We start from the raw sequence: 22,036 nt of genomic DNA on the forward strand, positions 1-22,036 counted from the left end.
CTGGGCCGGTGACCTCGCAGCTTTTCCCGCCCGACGTGCAGCAGAGCATCGACCTGATCGGCATCTTCGTCTTCGCCCTCTCCGGGGGCCTGCTCGCCGTGCGCAAGAACATGGACATCGTCGGCATCTGCGTGCTGGCCGAAGCCACCGCGCTCGGCGGCGGGGTGATGCGCGACCTGCTGATCGGCGCCACCCCGCCGGTCGCCTTCAGCAACCTCGGCTACTTCCTGACCCCACTGCTGGCCGGTGTGGTGGTCTTCTTCCTGCACCCCGAGGTGGAGCGGATCAACCGCGCGGTGCAGACGCTGGACGCGCTCGGCCTCGGCCTGTTCTGCGTGACCGGCACCGTCAAGGCGCACGACTACGGGCTCGGCTCGGTCGCCTCGGTGGCGCTCGGCCTGCTGACCGCGGCCGGCGGCGGCGTGATCCGCGACGTGCTGGCGATGGAACCGCCGTCCCTGCTGCGCTGGGACCGTGAGATCTACGCCGTGCCCGCGGTGGTCGGCGCCAGCCTGGTGGCCGTGCTGATCGCGGTGGACCACCTGACCACGCTGACCGCCAGCACCGCCGCGGTGATCGCCTTCGGCCTGCGGATGCTCGCGCTCAGATATGGCTGGCGCGCACCGCGTGCTTGGCACCGCAACGGTTCTCGCACCAGCGAGGAGTAGGCGAGCCGCCGTAGGCCAGCGAGATCGCCTCCACCGTGCAGAGCAGTTCCGGCAGCAACCGGCTCAGCTCGCCCACCGGTGCCACCGCCACCGGCGCCGAGATCGCGCAGGCGGCCACCGGACGGCCCTCGCTGTCGCTGATCGGGGCGGCCAGACAGTTCACCGCCTGCTCGTACTCGCCCTGGTCCAGTGCCCAGCCCTGCCGGCGCACCGCGCCCAGTTCGGCCCGCAGTTCGGCCCGCAGTTCGGCTCGCGCTTCGGCGGCCGGGCGCGGGCTGCGCGGGGTGCAGGCCGGGAACTCGTGGCCGTCCAGCACCGCCGTCAGCTGATCCTCCGTCAGCCCCGCCAGCAGCACCTTCCCGCTGGCGGTCGCGGCGGCCGGCGCCCGCAGGCCGATGCCGCAGGCCGCTCCCGGCCGGCCCGCGGCGGTACCCGGGTAGCGGCCCTCCACCTGGTCCACGTAGCGCACCTCGGCGCCGTCCAGCACGGCCAGGTGCACGGTGTGCCCGTAGCGCTCGTTCAGCGAGGCCAGGTACGGCGCCGAGACCTGGCGGACGTCGATGCCCTCCAACGCGGTGTGGGCCAGCGACAGCAGTCGCCCGCCCAGCCGGTAGCGATGGTCGGACTGCCGGTGCACGAACCCGTGTTCCTCCAGGGTCCGCAGCAGCCGCAGTGCGGTCGACTTGTGCACCCCGATCCGGCTGGCGGCCTGCTCGAGCGAGGCCGGGCCGTCGCCCAGCGAGGCCAGGATCGTCAGGGCCCGGTCAACGGTCTGCGACATGACCGGAGGCTAACGCCGCGTCGCAGCCCGTGCAATGGCCGAATCCCGCCGACACCCCGCAGGCCCCGGGCCCCCGCGCGGGCGCCTACACTGGTTCAGCCATGCCATACCTCGACCATGCGGCCACCACCCCGATGCTCCCCGAGGCGATCGCCGCGATGACGGCGCACCTCGGCGTCACCGGCAATGCCTCCTCCCTGCACGCGGCCGGCCGCCGGGCCCGGCGGGTGATCGAGGAGTCCCGCGAGTCGCTGGCCGCCTCGCTGGGCGCGCGCCCGAGCGAGATCGTCTTCACCGGCGGCGGTACCGAGTCCGACAACCTGGCGGTCAAGGGTCTGTACTGGGCCCGCCGGGACGCCGACCCGGCCCGCACCCGGCTGCTGTGCAGCCCGGTCGAGCACCACGCGGTGCTGGACGCGGTGCACTGGCTGGCCGAACACGAGGGCGCCCGGGTCGAGTACCTGCCGGTCGACGGCCATGGGCGGGTGCACCCCGAGGCGCTGCGCGCGGCGATCGAGAGCGACCCGGGATCGGTCGCGCTGATCACCGTGATGTGGGCCAACAACGAGGTCGGCACCCTCCAGCCGATCACCGAACTCTCGGCGATCGCCCGCGAGTTCGGCATCCCGATGCACGCCGACGCGGTGCAGGCGCTGGGCCAGGTGCCGGTCTCCTTCGCCGACTCGGGACTGGACGCGCTGACCGTCACCGGGCACAAGATCGGCGGCCCGTACGGGGTCGGCGCCCTGCTGCTCTCCCGCGCCATGGCACCGGTGCCGCTGCTGCACGGCGGCGGCCAGGAGCGCGACGTGCGCTCCGGCACCCTGGACGTGCCCGCCGCGGCCGGCTTCGCGGCGGCCGCCGAACTCGCCGTCGAGCGGCAGCCCGAAGCGGCCGTGCTGCTCGGCGCGCTGCGTGCGGACCTGGTCGCCCGGGTGCTCGCCGCCGTCCCCGAGGCGCTGCTCAACGGCGACCCGGCCGACGCCGGCCGGCTGCCCGCCAACGCGCACTTCTCCTTCCCCGGCTGCGAGGGCGACGCGCTGCTGATGCTGCTGGACGCCGCCGGGATCGAGTGCTCCACCGGTTCGGCCTGCTCGGCGGGCGTGCCGCAGCCCAGCCACGTGCTGCTGGCGATCGGCGCCGATCCGCTGCTGGCCCGTTCCTCGCTGCGCTTCTCGCTGGGGCACACCTCCAGCAAGGCGGACGTGGACGCGCTGGCCGAGGCGATCGGCCCGGTGGTCGAGCGGGTCCGCAACGCCGGGCAGCGCTGAAACCGAATTTCCGCGACCACGTACCCTGGGGGGACTATGACTGACTTCCCTGGTGCCCCGTCCGGGCCGTCGACCAGCACCCGTCTGCGCGTCCTCGCCGCGATGTCCGGCGGGGTCGACTCCGCCGTGGCCGCGGCCCGCGCCGCCGAAGCCGGGCACGAAGTCACCGGCGTGCACCTGGCGCTGTCGTCCAACCCGCAGTCCTTCCGCACCGGCGCCCGCGGCTGCTGCACCCTGGAGGACTCCCGGGACGCCCGCCGGGCCGCCGACGTGATCGGCATCCCGTTCTACGTCTGGGACCTGGCCGAGCGGTTCCGCGAGGACGTGATCGACGACTTCGTCGCCGAGTACGCGGCCGGGCGCACCCCCAACCCCTGCCTGCGCTGCAACGAGAAGATCAAGTTCGCCGCGCTGCTGGACAAGGCCGTCGCCCTGGGCTTCGACGCGGTGTGCACCGGACACTACGCGCGGATCGTCGAACTGCCGGGCGGTGGCCGTGAGTTGCACCGGGCGGTGGACGCGGCCAAGGACCAGTCGTACGTGCTGGGCGTGCTGGACGCGAAGCAGTTGGCGCACTCGCTCTTCCCGCTCGGCGACACCACCAAGGACGAGATCCGGGTGGAGGCCGAGCGCCGGGGCCTGGCGGTGGCCAAGAAGCCGGACAGCCACGACATCTGCTTCATCGCCGACGGCGACACCCAGGGCTTCCTGGCCCAGCACCTGGGCACCGCGACCGGCGACATCGTGGACGTCAGCGGCGAGAAGCTCGGCGAACACGACGGCGCGTACGGGTTCACCATCGGGCAGCGCAAGGGCCTGCGGATCGGGCACCCGGCGCCGGACGGCAAGCCGCGCTACGTGCTGGACATCTCGCCCGTGAACAACACCGTCACGGTCGGCCCGGTCGAGGGCCTCGACGTGCTGGGGCTCACCGCGATCCGCCCGCGCTGGTGCGGCGCGGCGCCGGCGGGGGAAGGGACCTACACCGCTCAGCTGCGCGCGCACGGCGAGGAGGTGCCGGTGACCGCCTCGGTCGTCGGCGATCAGCTGCGGGTGCGGCTGGACCGCGCGGTGCGCGGGATCGCGCCCGGACAGGCCGTGGTGCTCTACGACGGCACCCGGGTGGTCGGGTCGGCGACCATCGCGGAGACCGAGCGGCGGGCCGTGGCCGAAGCCGGTCAGCGGGCCGTGGCGGAGATCTGATAAGTCTCTTGTCACTATGAACATCACCGTCTTCTGCTCCGCGAACTCGCTCGACGCCCGCTACACCGCCCCCGCCGCCGAGTTCGCCCGGCTGCTCGGCGAGGGCGGCCACACCCTGGTCTGGGGCGGCTCCGACGCCGGCCTGATGGGCCTGCTCGCCGACGGCGTCAAGGCGGCCGGCGGCAAGCTGGTCGGCATCCTGGTCGAGCTGCTGGCGCACAAGGGCTACCAAGGCGCGGACGAGCTGGTGATGACCGCCGACCTGGCCGAGCGCAAGGCGCAGCTGCTGGCCCGGGCGGATGCCGTCGTGGTGCTGGTCGGCGGCCTCGGCACGCTGGACGAGGTCACCGAGGTGCTGGAGCTGAAGAAGCACAACCTGCACGGCAAGCCGGTGGTGGTGCTCGACACCGAGGGCTTCTACGACGGCCTGCGCAGCCAGCTCCAGCGGATGGAGACCGAGGGCTTCCTGCCCCGCCCGCTCGCCGAGCTGGTCTCCTTCGCCGACACCCCCGCCGAGGTCTTCGCCCACCTCGCCGCCACTTCCTGATAGGACTTCCGCTGATGGCCACTCACCTGATCACCGGCGCCGGCTCCGGCATCGGCGCCGTCGTCGCCCAGCGCCTGCTGGAGCGCGGCGACGACATCTGGCTGCTCGCCCGCGACGCCCGGCGCGCCACCGAGCTGCGCGAGCGCTTCCCCGGCGCGCAGAGCCTGGTCGGCAACCTCGCCGACCCCGCGAAGCTCGCCTGGGCCTTCGGCCAGCAGAGCCTGCCGGTCGACCTCGACTCGGTGCTGCACATCGCCGGCGTGGTCGAGCTCGGCCCGATCGGCGACACCCCGGTCAAGGTCTGGAACGAGACCCTGGCGATCAACCTCGTCGCGCCCGCCGAGCTGACCCGCCTGCTGCTGCCCCAGCTGCGCCAGTCCCGCGGCCACGTGGTCTTCGTCAACTCCGGCGCCGGCCTGAGCGCGCACGCCGACTGGGGCTCCTACGCGGCCAGCAAGTTCGGCCTGCGCGCGCTGGCCGACTCGTTGCGCGCGGAGGAGCACGGCGGCGGCGTCCGGGTCACCACCGTCTACCCGGGGCGCACCGCCACCGCGATGCAGCTGAAGGTGCATCAGCAGGAGGGCAAGGAGTACGACCCGCAGGCCTGGATCGCCCCGGAGTCGGTGGCCACCGCCGTGCTGACCGCCCTCGACCTGCCGCGCGACGCCGAGATCACCGAGATCACGGTGCGCCCGGGCCGGTAGCCTGGGCCGCTATGCGAATCACCACGCGCAACGCCCGCTTCCAGCAATGGGAGTCCCTGCTCGCCAACCGGAACAAGCGCCAGCGGTCCCGGGAGTTCCTGGTCCAGGGCGTGCGCCCGATCTCGCTGGCGGTGGAGTACGGCTGGCCGATCCGCGCCCTGGTCTACGACTCGGGCCGGCGGCTGTCGAGTTGGGCGGCCGACCTGCTGCGCAGCGCGTCCGTGGACACCGAGACGGTGGCGATGGCGCCCGAACTCCTCGCCGAACTGGGCGAGAAGAACGAGGACGCGCCCGAGCTCATCGCGGTGGTCGAGCTGCCCGCCGACGACCTGGACCGCATCCCCGTCCGCGCCGACTTCCTGGGCGTGCTCTTCGACCGCCCCACCAGCCCCGGCAACATCGGCAGCATCCTGCGCTCGGCCGACGCCTTCGGCGCCCACGGGATGATCGTCTCCGGCCACGCGGCCGACCTCTACGACGCCAAGTCCGTACGCGCCAGCACCGGTTCGCTCTTCGCCCTGCCGGCGGTCCGGGTGCCCTCGCACCGGGAGGTGGCGCAGTGGGTCTCGGCGAAGCGGGCGGCCGGTTGCCCGGTGGTGCTCGTGGGTACGGACGAGCGTGGTGACTGCGAGGTCTTCGACTTCGACTTCACCCAGCCCACTCTGCTGCTGATCGGCAACGAGACGGCGGGCCTGAGCACCGCGTGGCGCGAGTTGTGCGACTACACGGTGAGCATCCCGATGACGGGTGCGGTGAGTTCGCTGAACGCGGCGAACGCGGCGACGGCGGTGCTGTACGAGGCCTCGCGCCAACGGATCGCGGCGGGGCGGCGGGCTGGCTAGCCTGAATCGTTCCCGGATTCGACCGGGGCATCACGAGGGGGAGAGGCGATCATGGGGGAACTGGACGGCAGGACCGCACTGGTGACGGGCGGCTCGCGCGGGATCGGTCGCGCGGTCGCCCTGCGGCTCGCGGCCGAGGGGGCGCTGGTCGCGGTCCACTACGGCGACAACGACGCGGCCGCCGCGCAGACCGTGGCGCGGATCGCCGAGGCCGGCGGCCGGGCGTTCGCGGTGCGGGCCCGGTTCGGCGAGAGCGGTGCGGTGGACCGGCTGTTCGAAGGCCTGACCGCCGGGCTGGCGGACCACGGCGCCGACGGCCTGGACATCCTGGTGAACAACGCGGGCATCCACTCGGTCAGTTCGATCGGACAGCTCACCGAGGAGGAGTTCGAGCGGCTGCTGGCGATCAACGTGACCGCGCCGGTCTTCGTGGTCCAGCGGGCGCTTCCACTGCTGCGGGACGGCGGGCGGATCGTCAACGTGGGCTCGGCGGCCACCCGGATCGCGGCCCCCCTGCAGATCGGCTACACCGTCACCAAGGCGGCGCTGGCGGCCCTCGGCCCGTCGCTCGCCCACGAGTTGGGCGGGCGTGGGATCACCGTGAACACGGTCGAGGCCGGGGTGGTGCGGACCGACATGACCGCCGGCTGGACCTCGGTTCCCGAGGCGCTGGCCGAGCTCGAGGCGATCACCGCGCTCGGACGGCTCGGCGAGCCGGAGGACATCGCGGACGTGGTGGGCTTCCTGGCGGGCCCGCAGGGGCGCTGGGTGACCGGCCAGACCATCGACGTCTCCGGCGGTACCTACCTCGGACCACCGGTGGCGGCCGGCTGATCCACCCGTCCGACCCGAGCGTGAGGGCGCTGGCAGGTGGCGCGGGCGTCGTCGGGGCCTGATCCCGCGATTCACGCTGGGTGTTCGCCGGGCGGGGTGTCATGATCGCCGTCATGACGCGCAACTTTGACCACCTGGTGGCCGAGGCCGCCGAGGTGTCCGTGGAGGGCTGGGACTTCTCCTGGCTGGACGGGCGGGCGACCGAGCAGCGCCCGTCCTGGGGCTACCAGAAGCTGATGAGCGAGCGGATGGCCACCGCCTCGGCAGCGCTGGACATCCAGACCGGGGGCGGCGAGGTGCTCGCCGGGGCGCCGAAGCTCCCGCCGCTGACCGTGGCGACCGAATCGTGGCCGCCGAACCTCGCCAGAGCCACCCGGCTGCTGCACCCGCTCGGCGTGGCCGTCGTGGCCGACCCCGACGAACCGCCGCTGCCCTTCGCCGACGAGGCGTTCGACCTGGTGGTCAGCCGGCACCCGGTGACCGTGTGGTGGTCGGAGATCGCCCGGGTGCTCCGCCCCGGCGGTACGTACCTCTCCCAGCAGGTCGGCCCGGCCAGCGTGTTCGAACTGGTCGAGTACTTCCTGGGCCCGCTCCCCGCCGAGACCCGCCGGGGCCGGCACCCCGAGGACGCCCGTACGGCGGCGGAGGGGGTCGGGCTGGAGGTGCTGGACCTTCGCTCGGAGTCGCTGCGCACCGAGTTCTTCGACATCGGCGCCGTCATCTACTTCCTGCGCAAGGTCATCTGGATGGTGCCCGACTTCACCGTTCACAAGTACCGCGAACGGCTGCGCGAGCTGCACGAACTGATCGAGCGCGAGGGCTCGTTCGTCGCACACACCAGCCGCTTCCTGATCGAGGCCCGGAAGCCGGCCTGACCAGCTGCCCGGCGCCGCGCGGCCTGGTGCAGTCCGTCAGCCAGCCGGGCCGACGATCACCCAGACCCGCTTCCCGACCCCCACGCGTGGGCCAGTTGCTCCACCGGCAGCAGGCCTCGGCCGGCCTCCGCGTCCCCCGTCGCCGGACGGGGGACCGCCCTCACCGGCGCCGCGCCAGCGTCACCCCGTCCCGCACCGGCAGCATCACCGACTCCACCCGCTCATCGCCCGCCACGAGGTCGTTCAGCTCGCGCATCGCGCGGTGGTGGTCCTCCTGGTACGCCGGGTCGAACACCCGCCCGCCGAGGAAGACGTTGTCCAGCACCACCAGGCCGCCCGGGCGCAGCCGGCGGACGATCTCCTCGTAGTAGGCGGGGTAGCTCACCTTGTCGGCGTCGATGAAGGCGATGTCGATGACCGCCTCCTGCGGCATCGCGCGCAGGGTCTCGATCGCCGGGCCGATCTTCAGGTCGATCCGGTCGGTGACGCCGGCCTGCTCCCAGGCCTGTTGCGCGATGGCGGTCCACTCCTCGCTCACGTCGCAGGTGAGCAGGTGGCCGCCTTCGACCAGGCCGCGGGCGATGCAGATGGACGAGTAGCCGGTGAAGGTGCCCACCTCGACGGCGAACCGGGCGCCGGTCAGGCCGGTCAGCAGGGTGAGCAGCGCGCCCTCGTCGTGCGAGATCTGCATCCCCGCCGCGTTGCCGGTGGCTTCCCGGGTGGTGCTGGCCAGTTCCTGGAGTGCCTGGTCGGCCGGGGTGCAGTGGGTCAGCAGGTAGTCGTCGACCACCGGGTCGAGGATCTCCAGGTCCCCGCCCGCCGTCGGCTCGCTCCACCGGACGTCCAACTCCTCCTGGGTGGCGAAGCGCACCAGGTGGCGGGCGACCACGTCCTGGACCCGGGCCAGGCCCTCGGGGTCCGCGGCGGTGGCGATCAGGCGCAGTCCGTCCGACGAGGCGGTGAGCACGCAGCTTCCGGCGCCGAGCGTCACGGTGCCGCGGCTGTCGCCGGCCAGGGCGGTGTCGGCCTTGTGGCCCAGGTGGGAGACGAGTTGCTTGAGGTAGCGGGCGGGGCGGTCGGTGGCGACCAGGGCAGTGGAGATGGGCATGTGGTCCGTCCTGGGGGAGTGAAGTGTTGAGAATTCTCGTCGCTTTTGGTGAGGTCGATTCTGGTGGGGCGTCAGGCCGCTTGTCAAAGCATCGAGATTTATGGACACTTACGGCATGGCAGAAGACGACCTGGTGCTCCGCTCACCCGAGCAGTTCAAGGCCCTCGGCCACCCGGTCCGCCACCGCCTGGTGAACATGCTGCGCCAGCGGCCGGCCACGCTGCGCCAGCTCGCGGCCGGCCTCGGGATGGCCAAGGGGACGGTCGGCTACCACGTGCGGGTGCTGCGCGAGGCCGGGCTGGTCCGCCTCGCGGAGACCCGGCAGGTGCGCGGTGGGACCGAGCAGTACTTCGCGCTGGTCAGCAAGGGCTTCACGTTCCACGAGGAGGCCGAGGGCGGCCGCGAGTTCCTGATCGACGCGGCGCTCGGCGAGATGCTCCCGCTGCGCCCCGGGCAGGCCGAGCACACCGTGCTGCGCCACCTCTGGCTCTCCGACGAGGAGGCGCACGCGCTGGCGGCGCGACTGCGCGAGCAGGCCGAAGAGCGGCTCACGGTCGACAAGTCCCGTGGTGCGCCCTACGGCCTGCTGGTCTGCCTGTATCCGGCCGACATCCCGACCCTGGGCCCTGACGACGCGGGCTGACCCCTGTGCAGCCCGTGCCGTCCGGCCCTTGGCTCACTCGCTGCGCAGCACCTGCGCAATGGTCATCCGGGCCGCCGACCGGGCCGGGAGCAGCGCGCCCAGCACCGCGATGGCCAGCCCGGAGAGCACCACCACGGTGAGCGCGCCGGGGTGCCAGACGTCCAGCATGCTCGGCGGCAGTTCGAGGCCCACCGCGTTCGTCATCGCGGGCAGGATCACCCGGTGCGCGGCGATCCCCAGCGGGACGCCGATCAGACCGCCGACCGCTCCCAGGGCCGCCATCGAGGTGACCATCATCGCCGTCACCTGACGGGGCGTCATGCCGATCGACTTGAGCATGCCCAGGTCGCGGCGGCGCTCGCGGGCGTTCAGCACGACGGTGTTGAAGACGCCGAGCGCCGCGACCGTGCCCAGCAGGATGCTGAGCAGCGTGGCGGTGCCGATGACGGTGACCTGGATGTTGTTGGGGCCCCCGGCTGGGGAGGGCTGGAGGCTGGGTTCAGCCGCCTTGGCCGCGGCGTCGTAGGTGTTGACGTCGGTGCCGTGGGCGAGGTGCACCCAGTACTGGTTGACGTAACCCGCCGCCGTGGCCTCGGGCACCAGTGCGGTCAGCGTCGACCAGGGGGCCTCCAACTCGTCCGGGCCGCCGCTGCCGTCCTCACCGACCAGGGTCACCGCCTGCTGATGGCCGTCCAGGCCCACGGTCACCCGGCTGCCCAGCTTGAGGCCGCGCTTGTGCAGGAACGCCGATCCCACCACCGCCTCGTCGGGCCCGTGCGCCCAGCGGCCCTTGAACAACTGCACCGGACTGCCGGCGGTCCAGCCGGACCCGCGGAAGAACCAGGCGTGGACGTTCTGGTTCTCGCCCGACAGGCCGACCAGGACCGGTGCCGCGGCGATCACCGAGCCGTTGCCGGGCAGGGACCGCAGCATGCCCTCGATCTGCGGGTCCGTCAGCTCGGGGGAGACCTGGCCGGGCACGCTCGGATCGCCGACGTAGAACGTCGAGTCCACCCGCCAGTTGCTGCTGTCGCGGCTGCCCATCATCACGTTGACCGAGTTGGTCAGCCCGGTCGTCAGGGTCACCGTGAGCACGCCCATGACGATCGACATCATGGTCAGCCCGGTTCGCCAGGGCCGGGCGAACGGCAGGCCCAGGCCCAGGCTGACGGAGCGCGGCAGCCTGCTCCCGCTGAGCCGGCGCTGCACCCGCAGTCCGCGTCCGGCGGTCGGCGCGCTGCCCGCGCTGATCGCCCGGGCGGCGGACAGCCCGTGCGCGCGCAGGGCGGGCAGCAAGGCCGCGAGCAGCACCAGCGCGGGCATGCCCACCAGTGTCGCCAGCTGGACCCACGGGCTCAGGGTGGGGCGGATGTACCCGGAGTTGAAGCCGGAGAACGACATCTGCAGCAGCGGCTTCGCGGCCACCCCACCGAGCAGGGTGCCGAGCGTGCCGCCCACCACGCCCGGGACCAGCATCATCAGCAGGTACACCGCCACCACCTGGTTCGGCGTGAACCCCAGCGCCTTGAGCACCCCGATGTGCCGGTAGCCGGAGACCACCGCGCCGCTGACCACGTTGGCGGTGATCAGCACCGCGACCAGGAGGCCGAGGATGCCGAAGGCCATCAGGAACGGGACGTAGGCGTTGGCCGTGTTGGTGAGGTCCCACTTGACCGTCAGGTACTCGAGCGAACCGAGCACCGAGCCCTGCGGCAGCCCGGCGGTGACCGCGGCCAGGTCGGCCTTGACCTGGGTGTCGCTGCCGGCGTGCGCGAACCGGTAGAGCACCTGGCTGGTGGTCGGGTGCATGGCGGCCAGCTGGTCGGGCGTCACCCAGGCGCCCGCGGTCTGGCTCAGGCTGGAGGCGAAGCCCACGATGACCAGCGGTGGGGCGCCGGGCAGGACGAGCCGGCTGCCGACCTCCTCGTACCGTGCGAACGTCTCGCCGGGCGGCCGCATCACCACCACCTCGCCGGGCCGCTGGACCCAGCGCCCGCTCCAGACGTCGACCCGGTCCACCGGGCCGCCCGGGTCGGCGCGGCCCACGAAGGCGATCGGGCCGAGCGGCGGGTTGTCCACCCCGGGGACGGGGGCCATGTTGTTGGGCGGTGCGGTGAGCACGGTCTCGGCGAACGGCCCGGCCACGTCGGTGACCCCGGGCTGGTGCGCGGCCTGGGTGAGCTGGGCGTCGGTGACCTTGGACGCGTCGTAGGTGACGGTGAGCTGCGAACCGCGCTGCTGGGCGAAGGCGTCGTCGAAGGGCGCCGAGGCGGCCGCCATCAGGCCGAGCGCGACCACCAGCGTGACGGTGGAGGTGAGGACGACCAGCCCGATCACGAAGGTCTGCAACCGCCGCCGCCGCACCGCCGCGCGCGAGGCACGCCACACCGCGCTCATGCGCTGCGCTCCAGTGCCGTCTCCCGGGCCACCCGGCCGTCGGTGAACTCGACCAGACGACTCGCGCACCGGGTGGCCAACCGCTTGTCGTGCGTCACCATCAGCAGCGTCTGCCCCATCTGGTTGAGGTCGATCAGCAGGTCCATCACCTGCTCCCCGGAGTGGCTGTCCAGCGCGCCGGTCGGCTCGTCGGCCAGCAGCAGCGCCGGACGGTTCATCAGGGCCCGGGCCACCGCGACCCGCTGGCGCTCGCCGCCGCTGAGCACCGCGGGGTAGGCGTTGCGGCGCTGCGCGATGCCCAGCTCGTCCAGCAGCTCCAGGGCGCGGCGGCGGGCCTGGCCGGCCGGGGTGCCGGTCAGCTGGCCGGCGAGCGCGACGTTGTCGAGCGCCGGCAGGTCGTCGATCAGGTTGAAGAACTGGAAGATCATGCCGATCCGGCGCCGCCGGAAGAGCGCCAGCCCGGTCTCGTTGAGCGTGCCCAGGTCCTCGCCGTGCACGGTCACCGAGCCGGCGGTCGGCCGGTCCAGGCCGGCGATCATGTTGAGCAGGGTGGACTTGCCGCACCCCGAGGGCCCCATCACGGCGACCGCCTCGCCGGCCCGGATCTCCAGCGACACGCCGTCGAGCGCGACCGACTCCCCGTACTCCTTGCGTACGCCGTCGAGGCGTACCACCACGTTTTCCGTACTCTCCGCACTGGTCATGGCGGTAAAGCTAGGCGCGCGGCCCGGGTTGGCGAGTCAGCCCCCCGTGGTAACCCCGGCGCGAGGTCATCCCGGAGATGTACGGGCTACCCTGCACTTCGTGACCACCGATGCGACCAGCGACGTGACCAGCGAAGAACCCGCCTTCCCCGCCCTGCGCGGCGCCGCCACCGGCGTCGGCTCGATGCCCGGTACCGACGCCCGGGAGGCCGCGAAGACGGCGGTCGGGGCCCTGGAGCAGCTGCCGTTCCTGCCCGAGCTGCCGGCCCGCGGGCCCGGGGCGGACATGATCGGGCGCGGCGCCGGGCTGCTGGTGGAGCTGTTCGCGCAGGTCGAGCCGAGCGGCTGGCGGTTCGCCGACCGGCCGGGCCGGGACACCCGGCGCGCACGCTCCTGGCTGGGCGAGGACCTGGACGCGCTGGAGGAGTTCACCCAGGGGTACACCGGCGCGCTCAAGGTGCAGGCGGTCGGCCCGTGGACGCTGGCGGCGGCCGTCGAACTGCGGCACGGCGAGAAGGCGCTGGCCGACCCAGGCGCCTGCCGCGACATCGCCGGCTCGCTCACCGAGGGCCTGCGCCGCCACCTCGCCGAGCTGCGCACGCGGGTGCCCGGCGCCAAGCTGGTGCTCCAGCTGGACGAGCCCTCGCTGCCCGCCGTGCTGGCCGGCGCGGTGAAGACCGCCAGCGGCTTCCAGCGACTGCGTTCGGTGGACCGGCAGCGGGCCGAGGAAGCGCTGCGCGAGCTGATCCGCGCGCTGGACGTGCCGGTGATCGTCCACTCCTGCGCGCCCGAGGTGCCAATCCCCTTGCTGCGCCGGGCCGGTGTGGCGGGCATCTCGCTGGACTTCGGTCTGCTGACGGAGCGTGAGGACGAGGTGGTCGGCGAGGCCGTCGAGGCGGGGACGGTCTTCCTCGCCGGAGTGGTGCCCTCCGTTGAAGCGGGATTGTCGGACCCGGCCGGTAATGTCACCGGTGTCAGGACGTTGTGGCGCAGGCTCGGACTCGATCCGGAACTGCTGGGCCGCCGCGTGCTGGTGACGCCGACCTGCGGGCTGGCGGGCGCGAGCCCGGCCTATGCGCGCAAGGCGCTGTCACTCAGCGTGAGGGGAGCCCAGAGCCTGGTGGACAACCCGGTGTAGGACCCAACAGGAGGCGAACGGTGGCGGCTGTCGAGGGCTGGGAGGAAGTCCCGGCGGAGGTGCGGCGGCGCCACACCGAGCTGGCGGCCGAGCTCGAGGAGCACCGGGTCCGCTACTACGAGCAGGACGCCCCGGTGGTCAGCGACGCCGAGTTCGACGTCCTGATGCGCGAGCTGGAGGCGATCGAGGCCGAGCACCCGGTGCTGGTGACTCCGGACTCGCCGACCCAGAAGGTGGGCGGCGGCGCGGCCGAGGGGTTCACCAAGGTCGAGCACCGCGAGCGGCTGCTCAGCCTGGACAACGCGATGGACGACGAGGAGTTGGCAGCCTGGGCCGACCGGGTGGCCCGCGAGCTGGACGGCGTCGACTACCACTACCTGTGCGAGCTCAAGGTGGACGGCCTGGCCGTCAACCTCACCTACGTCAACGGTGAGCTGGTGCTCGCCGCCACCCGGGGCACCGGCCGGGTCGGCGAGGACATCACCGCCAACGTCCGCACCATCAAGGACATCCCGCACCGGCTGCAGGGCGAGAACGTCCCCGCGCTGGTGGAGATCCGCGGCGAGGTCTACCTCCCCACCGAGGCTTTCGCCGACCTGAACGCCTCGCTCGCGGCGCAGAACGAGCGCCGCAGGCGGGAGAACGAGGAGCGGGCCAAGGAGGGCAAGCGTCCGCAGGCCCTGGTCAAGCTCTTCGCCAACCCGCGCAACGCCGCCGCCGGTTCGCTGCGCCAGAAGGACCCGCTGGTCACCGCGTCCCGCCCGCTGCACATGGTGGTGCACGGCATCGGCGCCCGCGAGGGCTTCGACATCGACTGCCAGTCGCACGCCTACCAGTTGCTGCGCGACTGGGGCCTGCCGACCGCCAGGCACAACCGGGTGGTCGGCACGCTCGACGAGGTCCGGGCCTTCATCAAGCAGTACGGCGAGCAGCGCCACTCGGTCGAGCACGAGATCGACGGCGTGGTGGTCAAGGTCGACGAGATCGCGCTGCAGGGCCGGCTCGGCTCCACCTCCAAGTCGCCGCGCTGGGCGATCGCCTGGAAGTACCCGCCGGAGGAGGTCACCGCCAAGCTGGACCGGATCCAGGTCGGCATCGGCCGCACCGGGCGGGCCACCCCGTTCGCGGTGCTGGCCGAGCCGGTCAAGGTGGCCGGCTCGATGGTGCAGTACGCGACGCTGCACAACCAGGACGTGGTCAAGGCCAAGGGCGTGCTGCTCGGGGACACGGTGGTGCTGCGCAAGGCCGGTGACGTGATCCCGGAGATCCTCGGCCCGGTCGAGGACCTGCGGGACGGCACCGAGCGGGAGTTCGTGATGCCGAGCCACTGCCACGAGTGCGGCACCGAGCTGCGCGCGATGTCCGAGGGCGACATCGACCTGCGCTGCCCCAACACCCAGTTCTGCCCGGCCCAGATCCGCGAGCGGATCGCCTACCTGGGCGGCCGCGAGTCGCTGGACATCGACGGCCTCGGCTACGTGGCGGCCACCGCGCTCACCCAGCCGCTGGAGCCGGCCGACCCGCCCGTCAAGAACGAGGGGGACATCTTCGGCCTGACTGTCGAGCAACTGCTGCCGATCAAGGTGCTGGTGCGCGACCAGAAGACCGGCATGCCCAAGCTGGACGACAAGACCGGCAAGGAGAAGCAGGTCGCGTTCTTCGCCAACCTCAAGGGCGAGCCGAAGAAGACGGCGACCCTGCTGGTCGACAACCTGGCGGCGGCCAGGGAGCGCCCGCTCTGGCGCTACCTCAACGGCCTGTCGATCCGTCATGTCGGCCCGGTGGCCGCCCAGGCGCTGGCCCGCGAGTTCCGCGACCTTGACGCGATCTTCGCGGCGAGCGAGGAGCAGCTGGCCGCCACCGAGGGGGTCGGCCCGATCATCGCCCGGGCGATCATCGAGTGGCACGAGGAGGAGTGGCACCGCGAGATCCTGCACAAGTGGCGTGCGGCGGGGGTCCGTTTCGTCGAGGAGGCCGCCGAGGACGAGGCCGAGCGGCCGCTGGAGGGGCTGACCGTGGTGGTCACCGGCACGCTGGCCGGGCACACCCGGGACGGAGCCAAGGAGGCGCTGGTCTCGCGCGGTGCGAAGGTGACCGGTTCGGTGTCGAAGAAGACCGACTTCGTCGTGGTCGGCGACAATCCGGGTTCGAAGTATGACAAGGCGGTCCAACTCGGGCTGCCCGTCCTGGATGACGCCGGCTTCGAGGTGCTGCTGGAGGCCGGCCCGGCCGCGGCCCGCGCGCACCTCGGGCTGCCGCCGATCGAGAGTGCGCCCGCGAAGGAGTCCGCGGGCGTAACCCCTGAGGGGCCTGACCAGGGCTGACGTATCCCTCTTGTTATCGTGCTGATGCCCCGTCACCTGGATGGTGGGCGTGTAAAGGGGGCATCGTGTCACTGTGCGGCGCCGGATCCGTGCTGGCGTGCTCCCGGATGACCGAAAGTCCGCCCTCCCCGTGGGGGCGGACTTACCCTGGAGCGCAACAGTGTGTCAGCAGGAGTGGGGGGCACCGGCCAGCTCGACAAGTCGGGGGCCGGCGTCGACAGGGGCGCTTCCGGGCTGAGACCGACTGGCACGTGATCAGGTAAGTGCCAGGGCCGACCGTGCTTCGGGTCGGTTCCAGCCGCGATGCGGCCTGGCGGGGGCGGGCCTGACGGAGGACAGGGCGTATGGATGGTTCGACCGGCGGTGCGCTGACGCGTCCGCCGCAGGGGGTGGCGGGTGCGGTCCTGCTGCTCGGTGTGCTGCTGGCCGGGGCCGCACCGCTCATTCCGCTGGCCGTCCTGGTCAGCCGGTACGAGCCCGAACTGCTGCCGCTCTTCGCGGTCCCGCTGGCCGTCCTGGTGGCGGCCTGGCGGATCGCCCGGGACCGGGCCCGCGACCAGCTCACCGATCCGCTGACCGGCCTGCCGAACCGCCATGCCCTGCTGCTGGCCGCCCAGGAGGCGATCCTGGAGCACGAGACCGAGGAGGAGTACAGCGTCGGTCTGATCCTGCTGGACCTCGATCGGTTCCGGTCGCTGAACGACACCCTCGGGCATGCGGCCGGCGATCGCTTACTCGTGCACATCGGCCGCCGGCTGCACCGCGTGCTGCGCGGTGCCACCGGCGTACCGAAGCCCGCGGCTGGCCCAGGCGGCCCAGGTGGCCCGGGCGGCCCATCCGGAACGACGGATCCGGCCGATCCGACCGGCGCCGCCCTGCCGGCCCGGCGCGGCCGTTGTCCGGGTGGCGGCCCGGGCGGCGGCCCGGACGGGCTGGGTCCGTTCGGGCCGCTCGCCGCCGCCGACCGCCGCCGGGAGACCGAGGAACTGCTGGCCGGCCTGCCGCCCGCCGCCGAGCACGGCCGCCGCGCGGTGGTGGCCCGGATGGGCGGCGACGAGTTCGCCGTGCTGCTGCCCGGGGTCGGCCACCCCGACACCCTGGAGCGGCTGGCCAAGGCGCTGATCGCCGAACTCGCCGCGCCGATCCGGCTCGACGGCCTGCTGCTGGTGCTGGAGGCCACCGCCGGTGTCTGCGTCTACCCACAGCACGCCGGCGACGCTGAATCGTTGCTGCGTCGCGCGGACGTGGCGATGGGCCACGCGCAGCGCGGGCGCACCGGAGTCGAGCAGTACGACCACTCCCAGGACGCCGACACGCCCTACCGGATCGGCCTGCTCGGCGACCTGCGCCGGGCGCTGGAGACCGGCGAGGTGCAACTGCACTACCAGCCCAAGGTGGCCTTCGACGGCCGGGTGGTGGGCCTGGAGGCGCTGCTCCGCTGGGAGCGGCCGGGACGCGGTCGGGTCTCCCCCGACGAGTTCGTCGGCCTCGCCGAGTCCAGCGGCCTGATGCCCCGCCTGACCGACTACGTCCTGGAGGCCGCGATCGGCCAGCTCGCCACCTGGCGGGCGCAGGGCCTCCAGGTGCAGGTGGCGGTCAACGTCTCGCCGCGCGACGTGCTCAACCCCGGCTTCGCCCAGCGGGTGGCCGACCACCTGAGTCGCAATCAGGTACCGGCCCAGGCGCTGCAGTTGGAGATCACCGAGCGGCTGCTGCTGGACGACTCGCGGCGGGCCGCCGACACCCTGGCCGAACTGCGCCGGTACGGCGTCGGGATGTCCCTGGACGACTTCGGCACCGGCCACTCCTCGCTGGTGCGACTGCGCAGCCTGCCGGTCGGCGAGCTGAAGATCGACCGCTCCTTCGTCTCCCGGATGGTCGCCGACGACCACGACGCGGCGGTGGTCCGCTGCTCGGTCGAACTCGCCCACTCGCTCGGCCTGACCGTGGTCGCCGAGGGCGTGGAGGACGACGAGACCTGGGAGCGCCTGCACGGCCTGGGCGTGGACGCCGTCCAGGGCTGGCTGGTCTCCGCCGCGCTGCCCGCCGACCAGGCCACCGCCTGGCTGAGGGTGCACCGCACCGGACCGCCCTCCGCCGAGCGGCTCACCCACCTGGAACGCTGGACCGGGCAGGCCGAACTGCGCCACCCCGGCCTGCCCCGCCAGCCGCTCAGCCCGCCCACCGAGGCTCCTACGACCCCGCAGTAACACGGGGGGCGGGTCCGGCCCCCTAGGATGGGCGGTAAAGACAAGAGGACGGCTGACCAGCAGGCCCCGCGCCGCCGGTCCCGTCCGGGCTGGACACCGCCGTGTGTCCGGCCTTACTCAGAACTCACCTTGAGGATCGCTGCATGCCTGGCATCACGCGCGAGGAGGTCGCCCACCTCGCCCGGCTGTCGCGTCTGGAGCTGCAGGCGGAAGAGCTTGACCACTTCGCCGAGCAGCTGGACGTGATCATCGGCGCGGTCGCCCGCGTCTCCGAGGTCGCCGGAGCGGACGTCCCGCCCACCTCCCACCCGCTGCCGCTGACCAACGTCATGCGCGCGGACGAGGTCCGGCCCTCGCTCACGCCCGAGCAGGCGCTGTCCGGCGCCCCCGCCGCCGAGGAGCAGCGTTTCCGGGTTCCGCAGATCCTCGGGGAGGACTGACCAGCGATGACCGACCTGATCAAGCACACCGCCGCGCAGACCGCGGCGGCGATCGCCGCCGGCACCGTCAGCGCCGTCGAGGTGGCACAGGCCCACCTGGACCGGATCGACGCCGTCGACAAGAAGGTCAACGCCTTCCTGCACGTGGACACCGAGGGCGCCCTGGCGGCCGCTCGCGCCGTGGACGCCAAGCGCGCCAAGGGCGAGGAGCTCGGCCCGCTGGCCGGCGTGCCGCTCGCGCTGAAGGACGTCTTCACCACCAAGGGCGTCCCGACCACCTGCGGCTCCAAGATCCTCGAAGGCTGGATCCCGCCCTACGACGCCACCCTGACGACCCGTCTGAAGGACGCGGGCGTGGTGATCCTGGGCAAGACCAACATGGACGAGTTCGCGATGGGCTCCTCCACCGAGAACTCCGCGTACGGCACCACCGGCAACCCCTGGGACCTGTCCCGGATCCCCGGTGGCTCGGGCGGCGGCTCGGCGGCCGCGCTGGCCGCCTACCAGGCCCCGCTGGCGATCGGCACCGACACCGGCGGCTCGATCCGCCAGCCCGGCGCCGTCACCGGCACGGTCGGCGTCAAGCCCACCTACGGCTCGGTCTCCCGCTACGGCCTGATCGCCTTCTCCTCCTCGCTCGACCAGGGCGGCCCGTGCGCCCGCACCGTGCTGGACGCGGCGCTGCTGCACGAGGCGATCGCCGGCCACGACCCGCTGGACTCCACCTCGATCGACGCTCCGGTGCCGGCCGTGGTCGCCGCCGCCAAGCTGCGCGACGTGCGCGGCATGCGGATCGGCGTGGTCAAGGAGTTCGCCGGCGAGGGCTACCAGGCCGGCGTGATGCAGCGCTTCAACGAGAGCGTGGAGCTGCTGCGCGAGCTGGGCGCCGAGGTGGTCGAGGTCTCCTGCCCGTCCTTCACCCTGGCGCTGCCCGCCTACTACCTGATCGCGCCCAGCGAGGCCTCCTCCAACCTGGCCCGCTTCGACGCGATGCGCTACGGCCTGCGGGTCGGCGACGACGGCAGCGCCTCGGCCGAGCAGGTCACCGCGCTCACCAGGGAGGCCGGGTTCGGCCCCGAGGTCAAGCGCCGGATCATCCTGGGCACCTACGCCCTCTCCTCGGGCTACTACGACGCCTACTACGGCTCGGCCCAGAAGGTCCGCACGCTGATCTCGCGCGATTTCGACCAGGCCTTCGCCGACGTCGACGTGCTGGTCTCGCCGACCACCCCCACCACCGCCTTCCCGATCGGCGAGCGCGCCGACGACCCGATGGCGATGTACCTGGCCGACCTGTGCACCATCCCCTCGAACCTCGCGGGCAACGCGGCCATGTCACTGCCCTGCGGGCTGGCCCCGGAGGACAATCTCCCGGTCGGCCTGCAGATCATCGCACCCGCGATGGCGGACGACCGCCTGTACCGCGTGGGCGGCGCCGTGGAGGCCGCACTCAACGACAAGTGGGGTCACCCCCTGCTGGAGGAGGCACCGGCACTGTGAGCAAGCTAGAGAAGGCCAAAGGCTTCAAGCACACCAAGCCCGGCCTGTGGCTGTCCATCGGCACCAGCACCTTCGGTGCGCTGGGCGTCGTCAAGGAATTCAGGAAGGCCCGCAGCGAGAACGACACCCTGCTGCTGGCCAACGCCGTCGTAGGTGCCGCGGCGCTGCTCACCGGCACCCTGCTGCTGGTCCGTGAGCTGCGCCAGCTGGGCAGCGACGACGTCCTCGCGGGCTGACGCCCCGTCGGGTCCGGCCCCGTGCGCGGGGCCGGACCGGTACCTCCCAAGTCTTTTAGTGAAGGGGACGCTGTGAGCGTCATGAACCTGGTCTCCTACGACGACGCACTCGCCTCCTACGACCCCGTCATGGGCCTGGAGGTCCACGTCGAGCTGGGCACCAAGACGAAGATGTTCTGCGGCTGCTCGACCGAGCTGGGCGCCGAGCCCAACTCGCAGACCTGCCCGACCTGCCTGGGCCTGCCCGGCTCGCTGCCGGTGGTGAACGCGATCGGCGTCGAGTCGGCCGTCCGGATCGGGCTGGCGCTCAACTGCGAGATCGCCGAGTGGTGCCGGTTCGCGCGGAAGAACTACTTCTACCCGGACATGCCGAAGAACTTCCAGACCTCGCAGTACGACGAGCCGATCGCCTTCAACGGCTACCTGGACGTGCAGCTGGAGGACGGCGAGACCTTCCGGGTCGAGATCGAGCGCGCCCACATGGAGGAGGACACCGGCAAGTCCAGCCACGTCGGCGGCGCGACCGGCCGGATCCACGGCGCCACCCACTCGCTGCTGGACTACAACCGGGCCGGCATCCCGCTGATCGAGATCGTCACCAAGCCGATCGAGGGCGCCGGCCGGCGCGCGCCCGAGGTGGCCAAGGCCTACGTGGCCGAACTGCGCGAGCTGATCAAGGCGCTGGGCGTCTCCGAGGCGCGGATGGACAAGGGCCAGATGCGCTGCGACGTCAACCTGTCGCTGCGCCCGAACGGGACCGAGACCTTCGGCACCCGCTCGGAGACCAAGAACGTCAACTCGCTGCGCAGCGTGGAGCGGGCCGCCCGGTTCGAGATCCAGCGGCACGCCACGGTGCTCGGCGACGGCGGCACGATCGTGCAGGAGACCCGGCACTTCCACGAGGAGGACGGCTCCACCACGGCCGGCCGGATCAAGGACAACGCCGAGGACTACCGCTACTTCCCGGAGCCCGACCTGGTCCCGATCGCCCCGGCCCGGGAGTGGGTCGAGGAGCTGCGGGCCGAGCTGCCGGAGCTGCCCCGGGTGCGCCGGGCCCGGCTGCAGGCCGAGTGGGGCCTGTCCGACCTGGACATGCAGTCGGTGCTCAACGCCGGTGCGGTGGAGCTGATCGAGCAGACCATCGCGGCCGGCGCCCCGGCCGACCAGGCCCGCAAGTGGTGGCTGGGCGAGCTGGCCCGGCGGTCCAACGAGACCGGCATCGAGCTGGCCGAGCAGCCGATCACCCCGGCCCAGGTGGCCCGGGTCTGCGCGCTGGTGGCCGAGGGCAAGCTCAACGACAAGCTGGCCCGCCAGGTGATCGAGGGCGTGCTGGCCGGCGAGGGTGAGCCGGACGAGGTGGTCGCCGCCCGCGGCCTGGCCGTGGTCTCGGACGACTCCGCGCTGGGCGCGGCCGTCGACCAGGCCATCGCCGACAACTCCGCCATCGCCGACAAGATCCGCGACGGCAAGGTCGCCGCAGTCGGCGCTCTGGTCGGCGCGGTGATGAAGGCCACCCGCGGCCAGGCGGACGCGGCGAAGGTCAAGGACCTCATCCTGGAGAAGCTCGGCGCCGCCTAGGCCCGGGCCCGCTCTAAGGACCTCCAAAGCGCT

20 protein-coding genes are annotated in these 22,036 nt (G+C 72.5%); 16 read left to right on the forward strand and 4 right to left on the reverse strand.

What is annotated here, in order from left to right; all coding sequences use genetic code 11:
- Positions 1-8: 8 nt before the first annotated feature.
- Positions 9-668 carry a trimeric intracellular cation channel family protein gene (locus tag ABH937_RS31180; protein WP_280687358.1) on the forward strand — a complete coding sequence of 220 codons (660 nt, stop codon included), beginning with the start codon at positions 9-11 and terminating at the stop codon, positions 666-668.
- Here ABH937_RS31180 and ABH937_RS31185 read toward each other — a convergent pair.
- Positions 604-1,449: an IclR family transcriptional regulator gene (locus tag ABH937_RS31185; RefSeq protein ID WP_280687357.1), complete on the reverse strand. Its 846-nt coding sequence runs from the start codon at positions 1,447-1,449 to the stop codon at positions 604-606. The genes ABH937_RS31180 and ABH937_RS31185 overlap by 65 nt on opposite strands.
- A 101-nt stretch (positions 1,450-1,550) precedes the next feature.
- Here ABH937_RS31185 and ABH937_RS31190 point away from each other — a divergent pair, with 101 nt between their 5' ends.
- The 7 genes from ABH937_RS31190 to ABH937_RS31220 all read left to right on the forward strand — a co-directional run bounded on the left by ABH937_RS31190 (position 1,551) and on the right by ABH937_RS31220 (position 7,725).
- Positions 1,551-2,720, forward strand: a complete 1,170-nt coding sequence (locus ABH937_RS31190) for a cysteine desulfurase family protein (RefSeq protein WP_280687356.1) — start codon at positions 1,551-1,553, stop codon at positions 2,718-2,720.
- Positions 2,721-2,756: 36 nt separating this feature from the next.
- On the forward strand, positions 2,757-3,923 hold the full coding sequence (mnmA, locus tag ABH937_RS31195; protein ID WP_280687355.1) for a tRNA 2-thiouridine(34) synthase MnmA: 1,167 nt from the start codon (positions 2,757-2,759) through the stop codon (positions 3,921-3,923).
- A 16-nt stretch (positions 3,924-3,939) separates the two neighbouring features.
- Positions 3,940-4,470, forward strand: coding sequence for a TIGR00730 family Rossman fold protein (locus ABH937_RS31200; protein ID WP_280687354.1), 531 nt, complete (start codon positions 3,940-3,942; stop codon positions 4,468-4,470).
- Positions 4,471-4,484: 14 nt separating this feature from the next.
- On the forward strand, positions 4,485-5,174 hold the full coding sequence (locus ABH937_RS31205; protein WP_280687353.1) for an SDR family oxidoreductase: 690 nt from the start codon (positions 4,485-4,487) through the stop codon (positions 5,172-5,174).
- Positions 5,175-5,185: 11 nt separating this feature from the next.
- The gene (locus tag ABH937_RS31210; RefSeq protein WP_280687352.1) at positions 5,186-6,016 is read left to right on the forward strand and encodes an RNA methyltransferase; all 831 of its coding nucleotides are present in this window, start codon (positions 5,186-5,188) and stop codon (positions 6,014-6,016) included.
- Between the two features lie 51 nt (positions 6,017-6,067).
- Positions 6,068-6,850: an SDR family NAD(P)-dependent oxidoreductase gene (locus ABH937_RS31215; RefSeq protein WP_280687351.1), complete on the forward strand. Its 783-nt coding sequence runs from the start codon at positions 6,068-6,070 to the stop codon at positions 6,848-6,850.
- Positions 6,851-6,963: 113 nt separating this feature from the next.
- On the forward strand, positions 6,964-7,725 hold the full coding sequence (locus ABH937_RS31220) for a class I SAM-dependent methyltransferase (RefSeq protein WP_280687350.1): 762 nt from the start codon (positions 6,964-6,966) through the stop codon (positions 7,723-7,725).
- Positions 7,726-7,885: 160 nt separating this feature from the next.
- On the opposite strand, the gene ABH937_RS31225 is transcribed toward ABH937_RS31220, so the two are convergent.
- A complete protein-coding gene (locus tag ABH937_RS31225; protein ID WP_280687349.1) occupies positions 7,886-8,833 on the reverse strand; it encodes a DUF2218 domain-containing protein in 948 nt (315 codons plus the stop codon).
- Between the two features lie 115 nt (positions 8,834-8,948).
- Here ABH937_RS31225 and ABH937_RS31230 point away from each other — a divergent pair, with 115 nt between their 5' ends.
- On the forward strand, positions 8,949-9,476 hold the full coding sequence (locus ABH937_RS31230; protein ID WP_370220177.1) for an ArsR/SmtB family transcription factor: 528 nt from the start codon (positions 8,949-8,951) through the stop codon (positions 9,474-9,476).
- Positions 9,477-9,509: 33 nt separating this feature from the next.
- Here ABH937_RS31230 and ABH937_RS31235 read toward each other — a convergent pair whose 3' ends face one another.
- Positions 9,510-11,873 carry an FtsX-like permease family protein gene (locus tag ABH937_RS31235; RefSeq protein WP_280687347.1) on the reverse strand — a complete coding sequence of 788 codons (2,364 nt, stop codon included), beginning with the start codon at positions 11,871-11,873 and terminating at the stop codon, positions 9,510-9,512.
- A complete protein-coding gene (locus tag ABH937_RS31240; protein ID WP_370220178.1) occupies positions 11,870-12,577 on the reverse strand; it encodes an ABC transporter ATP-binding protein in 708 nt (235 codons plus the stop codon). Before ABH937_RS31240 ends, ABH937_RS31235 begins: the two co-directional genes overlap by 4 nt.
- Positions 12,578-12,761: 184 nt before the next feature.
- Here ABH937_RS31240 and ABH937_RS31245 point away from each other — a divergent pair, with 184 nt between their 5' ends.
- The 7 genes from ABH937_RS31245 (at position 12,762) to gatB (ending at position 22,003) form a co-directional block, all read left to right on the forward strand.
- On the forward strand, positions 12,762-13,715 hold the full coding sequence (locus tag ABH937_RS31245) for a methionine synthase (RefSeq protein WP_370145766.1): 954 nt from the start codon (positions 12,762-12,764) through the stop codon (positions 13,713-13,715).
- Positions 13,716-13,735: 20 nt separating this feature from the next.
- The gene (ligA, locus tag ABH937_RS31250; protein ID WP_280687344.1) at positions 13,736-16,039 is read left to right on the forward strand and encodes an NAD-dependent DNA ligase LigA; all 2,304 of its coding nucleotides are present in this window, start codon (positions 13,736-13,738) and stop codon (positions 16,037-16,039) included.
- A 344-nt stretch (positions 16,040-16,383) separates the two neighbouring features.
- Positions 16,384-18,249, forward strand: coding sequence for a bifunctional diguanylate cyclase/phosphodiesterase (locus tag ABH937_RS31255; protein WP_280687343.1), 1,866 nt, complete (start codon positions 16,384-16,386; stop codon positions 18,247-18,249).
- A 143-nt stretch (positions 18,250-18,392) separates the two neighbouring features.
- Positions 18,393-18,689 (forward strand): Asp-tRNA(Asn)/Glu-tRNA(Gln) amidotransferase subunit GatC, encoded by a 297-nt coding sequence (gene gatC, locus ABH937_RS31260; RefSeq protein WP_184935436.1) that lies wholly within the window; start codon positions 18,393-18,395, stop codon positions 18,687-18,689.
- A 6-nt stretch (positions 18,690-18,695) separates the two neighbouring features.
- Positions 18,696-20,189, forward strand: coding sequence for an Asp-tRNA(Asn)/Glu-tRNA(Gln) amidotransferase subunit GatA (gene gatA, locus ABH937_RS31265; protein WP_280687342.1), 1,494 nt, complete (start codon positions 18,696-18,698; stop codon positions 20,187-20,189).
- The gene (locus tag ABH937_RS31270; protein ID WP_280687341.1) at positions 20,186-20,425 is read left to right on the forward strand and encodes a hypothetical protein; all 240 of its coding nucleotides are present in this window, start codon (positions 20,186-20,188) and stop codon (positions 20,423-20,425) included. Before gatA ends, ABH937_RS31270 begins: the two co-directional genes overlap by 4 nt.
- A 72-nt stretch (positions 20,426-20,497) precedes the next feature.
- Complete coding sequence (gatB, locus tag ABH937_RS31275; protein ID WP_280687340.1) at positions 20,498-22,003, forward strand: Asp-tRNA(Asn)/Glu-tRNA(Gln) amidotransferase subunit GatB; 1,506 nt, start codon at positions 20,498-20,500, stop codon at positions 22,001-22,003.
- The last annotated feature ends 33 nt before the right edge of the window (positions 22,004-22,036 follow it).

Origin of the sequence: Kitasatospora sp. GAS1066B, from assembly GCF_041262605.1 — a bacterium.
Taxonomy (GTDB): Bacteria; Actinomycetota; Actinomycetes; order Streptomycetales; family Streptomycetaceae; genus Kitasatospora.

Coding starts and splice junctions, on each gene's coding strand:
- ABH937_RS31185 (WP_280687357.1), bottom strand. CDS start 1,449: ATGTCGCAGACCGTTGACCGGGCCCTGACGATCCTGGCCTCGCTGGGC.
- ABH937_RS31190 (WP_280687356.1), top strand. CDS start 1,551: ATGCCATACCTCGACCATGCGGCCACCACCCCGATGCTCCCCGAGGCG.
- mnmA (WP_280687355.1), top strand. CDS start 2,757: ATGACTGACTTCCCTGGTGCCCCGTCCGGGCCGTCGACCAGCACCCGT.
- ABH937_RS31200 (WP_280687354.1), top strand. CDS start 3,940: ATGAACATCACCGTCTTCTGCTCCGCGAACTCGCTCGACGCCCGCTAC.
- ABH937_RS31205 (WP_280687353.1), top strand. CDS start 4,485: ATGGCCACTCACCTGATCACCGGCGCCGGCTCCGGCATCGGCGCCGTC.
- ABH937_RS31210 (WP_280687352.1), top strand. CDS start 5,186: ATGCGAATCACCACGCGCAACGCCCGCTTCCAGCAATGGGAGTCCCTG.
- ABH937_RS31215 (WP_280687351.1), top strand. CDS start 6,068: ATGGGGGAACTGGACGGCAGGACCGCACTGGTGACGGGCGGCTCGCGC.
- ABH937_RS31220 (WP_280687350.1), top strand. CDS start 6,964: ATGACGCGCAACTTTGACCACCTGGTGGCCGAGGCCGCCGAGGTGTCC.
- ABH937_RS31225 (WP_280687349.1), bottom strand. CDS start 8,833: ATGCCCATCTCCACTGCCCTGGTCGCCACCGACCGCCCCGCCCGCTAC.
- ABH937_RS31230 (WP_370220177.1), top strand. CDS start 8,949: ATGGCAGAAGACGACCTGGTGCTCCGCTCACCCGAGCAGTTCAAGGCC.
- ABH937_RS31235 (WP_280687347.1), bottom strand. CDS start 11,873: ATGAGCGCGGTGTGGCGTGCCTCGCGCGCGGCGGTGCGGCGGCGGCGG.
- ABH937_RS31240 (WP_370220178.1), bottom strand. CDS start 12,577: ATGACCAGTGCGGAGAGTACGGAAAACGTGGTGGTACGCCTCGACGGC.
- ABH937_RS31245 (WP_370145766.1), top strand. CDS start 12,762: ATGCCCGGTACCGACGCCCGGGAGGCCGCGAAGACGGCGGTCGGGGCC.
- ABH937_RS31255 (WP_280687343.1), top strand. CDS start 16,384: ATGGATGGTTCGACCGGCGGTGCGCTGACGCGTCCGCCGCAGGGGGTG.
- gatC (WP_184935436.1), top strand. CDS start 18,393: ATGCCTGGCATCACGCGCGAGGAGGTCGCCCACCTCGCCCGGCTGTCG.
- gatA (WP_280687342.1), top strand. CDS start 18,696: ATGACCGACCTGATCAAGCACACCGCCGCGCAGACCGCGGCGGCGATC.